This is a genomic window from Wolbachia endosymbiont of Mansonella ozzardi (assembly GCF_020278625.1).
Lineage (GTDB): Bacteria > Pseudomonadota > Alphaproteobacteria > Rickettsiales > Anaplasmataceae > Wolbachia.
This window is the reverse complement of record NZ_JADAKK010000062.1, coordinates 1-6,335: the sequence shown is the minus strand read 5'-3', so window position 1 is coordinate 6,335 and position 6,335 is coordinate 1. Positions and strand designations below refer to the sequence as shown.

General features: G+C 36.3%; 6 protein-coding genes. 5 read left to right on the top strand and 1 reads right to left on the bottom strand.

The features are described from left to right. Nucleotides 1-487 precede the first annotated feature (487 nt). From IHO40_RS05190 to argS, 4 genes are all read left to right on the top strand, one after another. Entirely contained in the window at nt 488-628 is a 141-nt protein-coding gene (locus IHO40_RS05190) for a hypothetical protein (protein ID WP_225537079.1), read from the top strand. Nucleotides 629-1,018: 390 nt separating this feature from the next. Then, nucleotides 1,019-1,189 (top strand): hypothetical protein, encoded by a 171-nt coding sequence (locus IHO40_RS05185; RefSeq protein ID WP_225537078.1) that lies wholly within the window; start codon nt 1,019-1,021, stop codon nt 1,187-1,189. 32 nt (nt 1,190-1,221) lie between these two features. Continuing rightward, nucleotides 1,222-1,446: a hypothetical protein gene (locus IHO40_RS05180; protein WP_225537077.1), complete on the top strand. Its 225-nt coding sequence runs from the start codon at nt 1,222-1,224 to the stop codon at nt 1,444-1,446. Nucleotides 1,447-1,740: 294 nt separating this feature from the next. Then, nucleotides 1,741-3,438 (top strand): arginine--tRNA ligase, encoded by a 1,698-nt coding sequence (gene argS, locus IHO40_RS05175; RefSeq protein WP_225537076.1) that lies wholly within the window; start codon nt 1,741-1,743, stop codon nt 3,436-3,438. 45 nt (nt 3,439-3,483) lie between these two features. Here argS and IHO40_RS05170 read toward each other — a convergent pair whose 3' ends face one another. Next, nucleotides 3,484-4,770, bottom strand: a complete 1,287-nt coding sequence (locus IHO40_RS05170) for a Na+/H+ antiporter NhaC family protein (protein ID WP_225537075.1) — start codon at nt 4,768-4,770, stop codon at nt 3,484-3,486. Between the two features lie 574 nt (nt 4,771-5,344). On the opposite strand from IHO40_RS05170, the gene IHO40_RS05165 reads away from it, so the two are divergent. Next, the gene (locus tag IHO40_RS05165) at nt 5,345-6,274 is read left to right on the top strand and encodes an RluA family pseudouridine synthase (RefSeq protein ID WP_255586009.1); all 930 of its coding nucleotides are present in this window, start codon (nt 5,345-5,347) and stop codon (nt 6,272-6,274) included. Nucleotides 6,275-6,335: the final 61 nt, after the last annotated feature.

Genomic DNA, 6,335 nt, shown 5'->3' with positions numbered 1-6,335 from the left:
TTCGTTTCTATTGGATGACGTTATAACTTTTTTCTACTTTCGTCTGTCCCCTTTCTGTGTAGTGGGATTGGTATAAGGTCTTAGGTATTCTAATTTTAATCTTTATGTTATAAAATTGTTAATCATTTTATCATACAATTAGTATAATAGTTATTTTTCAAAGGATTTTTATGACTTGTTACTCAATTTTATAACCATATAATGCCTATTACCATAATATAGGTGAACCTCATTTTTCAGATTGTAAACCGTTATACATATCTGATAAATTCGATAATAGGCCTTACTTAGATTAGGATTGTATGACCGCGCAGAAATTTTGCCTTTAGGCGATTATTGCATTTCTAATTTACATGCGTTTCTCAAACATCATCATATTCCATTTCAAGGTGATAATAACCTATATTTCAAGCATTATTGCAATCCATGTCACAGTAATCGTTATGATGCAGCATAGTGCTATGCTCATGACTCTGGTAACAGAGTATTGCTGAATATACCACCATATTGGACTAGAAGTGAAAGTGGAAAAACAGGAACTAGTATAATAAAAGTTGCAAAAACTGAAGGAGTAACTGAACATTCAAACTACATTGCAGCAGCTGTTTCTACTAAGAAAATAATTTAGGTGCAATAAATTTTGTAGGTAAATTGTAGCTAATGAGAGACGTGAAAAAGTGCGTAGAGAGCCAAAAATGAGCGATATCATATTAAGTCACAAATAGCGTTGACTTAATATGATAAATAGAGTACAAGACAAAAGGAAGGGATATACATTATACACCTCTGTCTGTTGGCTTATAACTTTGACAGTCCATTTGATGTATGGTCTTTCTTGCCTTCCCTACTAATACTGTTAATTTAAAATAAAGTGTTTACTATATAGGAGATTTCTACGCCAGAAGCGATGATGTTCAAAATGATGTTAGCCAAAATGAAATTACAGAGGAAACTACTGAAGAACCTGCAGTAGGCAATGAAAGCGAAGGGGATCCCACTGCAAAGCCTGCGGTGGAAAATGAAAGCAAGGAGAAAGAACCTCCTGGAGAACCTACAACAGACACAGAGGAACTTCAGTAAAATCTATAGTGGACGAAGTGAATCTACTGCAGAACTTACGTTAGATAATGGAAGTGAAAGAAAACTTCCTGAAAAAGTTACTACAGTAAATGCAGGAAACCACATGTAAAGTTTATAGTAGACAAAAGGGAATTTTCCTCTATGAAGCCTTCAGTAGATTGGGGAAGTAAAATAAGAACTTTAGATGAGTATCCATGTTTCAACCATCATCATAACTTACGCTTTAAGCATTGTCATGATCCATATTACAATGGTCATCATGCTTCATGTTATCATGCCTATGATTCTGGTAACGCAGTGATAATACCTTATGGTTGGAAAGGTGGACTACCTATGGTAAAAGTTGTGGCAGACAGAATTTTTTGATTTAAATAAGCCCGTGCTAATATCTGATCTAGGTTGCAACATTTGTGATTGTTATTAACTGCAAAAAGGCTGTTTAATTTTGAGAAACTGTGTAGATAAAAATAGAGGGGGAGCATTTAAAGCATACCTGTTTATATTTTGCAAGTTGCGTTTAACTCCTGTGCCGTTATCTGAAAAAACACGGCATTGGTAAGTTTTTTCCTCTTGGTAATTTCTGTATAAGCTGCACAAGATAAGCCTTCAACTAACCTCATTTATTTACTATACTGCTATAGTTTTATAGTTTTTTGATTGATGAACATTTTTAAGCGGATCTCCTCGCTAATCCTTAGTAAATTAAATGAGTTGAAGCAAGGGGTGTTAGATGCAGAAAATTTTATCGTAGAACCTCCAAGTAATAGAGTACATGGGGATGTTTATACAAATGTTGCTATGGTACTTGCAAAGCATGAAAGTAAGAATCCAGTCGAAATTGCAGGAATATTGGCAAAAGAGTTTGAACTGTTTGATGAAATTGAGAAAGTGGAAGTTGCAGGCTTTGGCTTTATTAATATGCACTTGAAAATAGAAATATGGCATGGGATTCTCAAACAAATAAATGAGCTGAAAACAGAATTCGGTACTCTAAATGTTGGAAACAATCAGGCCATCAATGTTGAATTTGTATCTGCAAATCCAACCGGTCCACTGCATATCGGTCATGCAAGAGGAGCAGTGTTTGGTGACGTTTTAGCAAATTTACTGAAAAAAGTTGGTTATAAAGTCACCAAGGAATACTACATTAATGACGCTGGAGCTCAGGTAGATACGCTAGTTCAGTCAGTATATTTGCGATATAGGGAAGCTCTGGGAGAGAAGATCTGTATCGAAAAAGGTTTGTATCCTGGCGAATATTTAAAACCAATAGGGGAGGGGCTAGCCAAAAAATATGGCTCAAAGTTTTTAAATAGCCAAGATAATCAGGTAATCAGAGAGTATACTTTGAGTTCTATTTTAGAACTTATAAAGAAAGACATGAGCTTGCTTGGAGTAAGTCACGATGTTTTTACTTCAGAATATGAGCTACAAAAAAGTGGCAAAATCGAAGAGAGCATAAAGATGTTGTCTGACAAGGGTTTAGTGTATGAAGGGTATTTGGAAAAACCAAAAGGCAAAGAAAGCGAAAATTGGGCTTCCAGAAAAAAGATGTTGTTTCGCTCCACAAAATTTGGTGATGATGTTGATCGCGCACTGAAAAAAGAGGATGGCAGTTGGACTTATTTTGCCTCGGACATTGCTTACCATTTTGATAAGGTATCACGTGGTTTCAACAACATGATCGTAGAGCTTGGTAGTGACCATGGAGGTTATGTCAGAAGGCTTAAAGCAGTTGTCTCTGCACTGAGCGATAATAAAGCGAAAATAGAGGTAAAACTACATAATATTGTGAATTTTTTCGAGGATGGGAAACCTGTCAAGATGTCAAAAAGATCAGGAAGTTTCCTCACAGCAAGGGATGTAGTGGAAGAAGTTGGCAGAGATATTACTCGTTTTATAATGCTGACACGCAAGAGTGATGTGGTCTTAGACTTTGATTTTGCCAAGGTTAAAGAGCAGTCAAAAAATAATCCTATTTTTTACGTGCAATATGCTCACGCTCGTGCTCATTCATTGATGCGTAATGCTCCAAAAGAACTCCCAAGTGCAGACCTTTCACTTTTAAAAACAGATGGAGAGCTCTTCCTCATAAAAACCTTAGCAAAGTGGCCAGATGTAGTAGAAATAGCAGCAAGGCTTTACGAGCCACACAGAATCACTTTCTACTTACTTGAAGTTGCAGAAGCATTTCATGCTCTATGGGGGTATGGCAAAAGCGACTTAAACATGCGGTTCATACTGGAAAATAACTTAGACCTAACTGCTGCAAGAATGTTTCTAGTCCAGGCCTTAGCACACGTCATTGCTTCTGGGCTTTCTGTCTTTAATATAGAGCCTTTGGAAGAGATGAAATAAGCAAAAAATATAAAGATAAGAGAAACTCTAAACCCAACCAATGCATCAAGCCACAGCCCTATAATGTCTACTGTTGATGATTATTTCACCTATTGTAGTTGCTGCTAAAATAAAGCAGTAATACACATGTGTTAATAAAGAAATAGGTGATATAGAGGCTATGCTACCTGCTAGCAGTAGTTGAGAACCATAAGGCAAGATGCCTTTTGTAGCACAAGCAAAAACATCTAATAAGTATGCACTGCGGTATAGCGCAATATTGTGTTTTTGTGCAAGCCTTTTCGCAATACCACCGCTTAGTAAAATAGCAATGGTATTATTGGCAACCAGAACGGTGAACATAGATGCTATTCCTGCTATCACAAATTCAGCTTTAGTCTTTGTAATATCACTTTTATCGATGAGTTTATGTAATGCTTTTTGACCTTGTTCGTACATTATATGGCTTAGTCCACCAATAAATAGAGCAAAGATCACTATTTCATTTACTTCCTTAAAACCATTATATATGTCATGGGGAAATTGAATGATAGCATAGTCAAAAAAGACTATTCCTAGCACACCAGCAATAATTATGTTTACAGTTATTGTGACTAAAGTAGAAACTTCAAGCAGACCCATGATTATTAGAGAAATGTAAGGGATAACTTTTATTATCGATAAATAATCTAAGTTTGAGATAGTAACAATTTTTGTACTGTCTGCAGTTATTGCCAGATAGACAAGCGTTATAATGCTTGCAACAAGTGCCACTTTGGAGTTCACTTTAAGTTTATCCCTTATTGCAGCTCCTTGTGAAGAAACAGATGCAATAGTGGTGTCGGATATCATTGAGAGGTTATCACCAAATATGGAACCTCCAACCACAGTTGCAGTTCCTATTTCAAGACCAAAAGCTCCACTTTTTGCCAGGTTAGCAGCGATTGGTACCATTAATGCAATAACCCCCATGGACGTGCCGATTGCAGTTGAAATAAAAGCAGAAGCCAAGAATATTCCAGGTAATAGTAACCTTGTTGGAAGGCAATTGAGAATTAGATTAGCAACAGTGTCTGCACTACCAATTGATTGGGTAACAGAAGAAAATGCTCCGGAAAATAGAAAGATTAAACACATAGTAAGGGTGTTTTTGTCACCCATGCCATCGATGACAGTATCGATGTTATGCTGAGTTTTATTTGTACCGCGTGAAACAGCAAAAAATAGCGCTGGTAGTAAGCAAATTACCGGTGAAACCTGATAAAGTGGATTGTCAGTTCCGATAAAAGAGAAATAAGTGCCGCTTCCAAGATATAAGATTAAAAAAATAAATAGAGGGACAAAAGCTGTCATTTTACCATATTTAAAAACTTAGGATAACTAATTAAGTTGCTTTGATCAAGCATTAATCCCTGGTTCCACTAATTCTGCAGGAAGTTAACAGCAGAATTTTAAACTTTATGTTTAGTTTGCTTAGCTAAATCAGTCTGTTGCTTGACAATAAGATTTATATTGTAAAAACCTCTGGATCTAAGTGTTACGCGAATAACTGTGCGAATGTTGAATTTGAGCCCATCGGGAAGGTGTTGTCCAAGTATCCTAGGAGATGTCATCTCAGTGACCTCTTTCTGTTATCCCAGTGCTAGACACTGGGATACAGGAAAGTTTACTGTTCACAAGCAAATTAGTGATCATAGAATGTATTACGTTAAAACAACGTTTTCGATGAAATTGCGTGAAATGCCGGAGCCAGTGTCAGCTATTTGCATGACGCCATCTGCCGCGTAAATTACCTAAAAATCGTAATGCTTGTACAATTGTGTGTTACTCGTTTAAATGACATTCCGAAAAGTGATTTTATGATGCACGTTTTGTGCTATACTTTTTTATGTTATGCAAATAGCTGACTGTCTATTCAAATAAAATAATGGAAAATGTTAAAACCGTATCAGTAAAAGATGACAACGTTAGGCTGGATAGGTACATCAGAAGAATTTTTCCTAATTTAAAGCAATCTGTAATTGAGAAATTTTTAAGAAGAGAGTTGATCAAAGTTGATGGATGCAAAGCAAAGTCGAGTGATAGAGTGAACTCTGGGCAAACTATAACGATAAAACACTTAGATTATATTAAAAATACCAATTCCGAACGCAAATATAATCAAGAGTTAGTAAATCTACTGAAAGATAACATATTGTATGAAGATGAATACATACTAGCTATAAACAAACCTGCAGGAGTGATCGTTCAAGGTGGTGTAAAAGTAAAAATTAGCATTAGTGATTTACTTGACCAAATCAAAGAGGGAGAAACATTTAAGATTGTTCATAGGCTGGATAGGGATACAAGCGGAGCGATAATATTTGCACGCAATGCCAATGTTGCCAGATACCTTATGGAAGAATTCAAAGCACGTAGGGTAAAAAAAACTTATTTAGCATTAACTTCCGGCGTACCGAACAAGAATAGAGGAATAATAGACTATCCATTGGCAAAAAAATGCATTTCAGGTCAAGAAAAGGTGGTCATTGATGAAAATTCATTTCAGAATGCCACTACGCGTTTTTCAATCATAGCAAGGCTAGAGCATAATGTCGCTTACTTAGAATTGCAACCAATTACTGGCAGGACCCATCAATTAAGGGCGCATTTAGCCCATATAAACTGTCCTATTCTTGGTGATGGTAAATATGGTGGTAGGAAGGCTTTTATCAACGGTATAGCAAATAAAATCCATCTCCATTCGTGTTCTTTATCTTTAAAACTGCCGAATAACAAAAAAATCGCTATCACTGCCCTTCCCCCTGAGCACATTAAAAATTCTCTCGAGGCATTACACCCTCCCTTTGAGTGGTAAACGTTACCTGAAAAAAGGCAAAAGAAGCTCCGGTCGGTGGCTAGTTATTTATATTAACTTT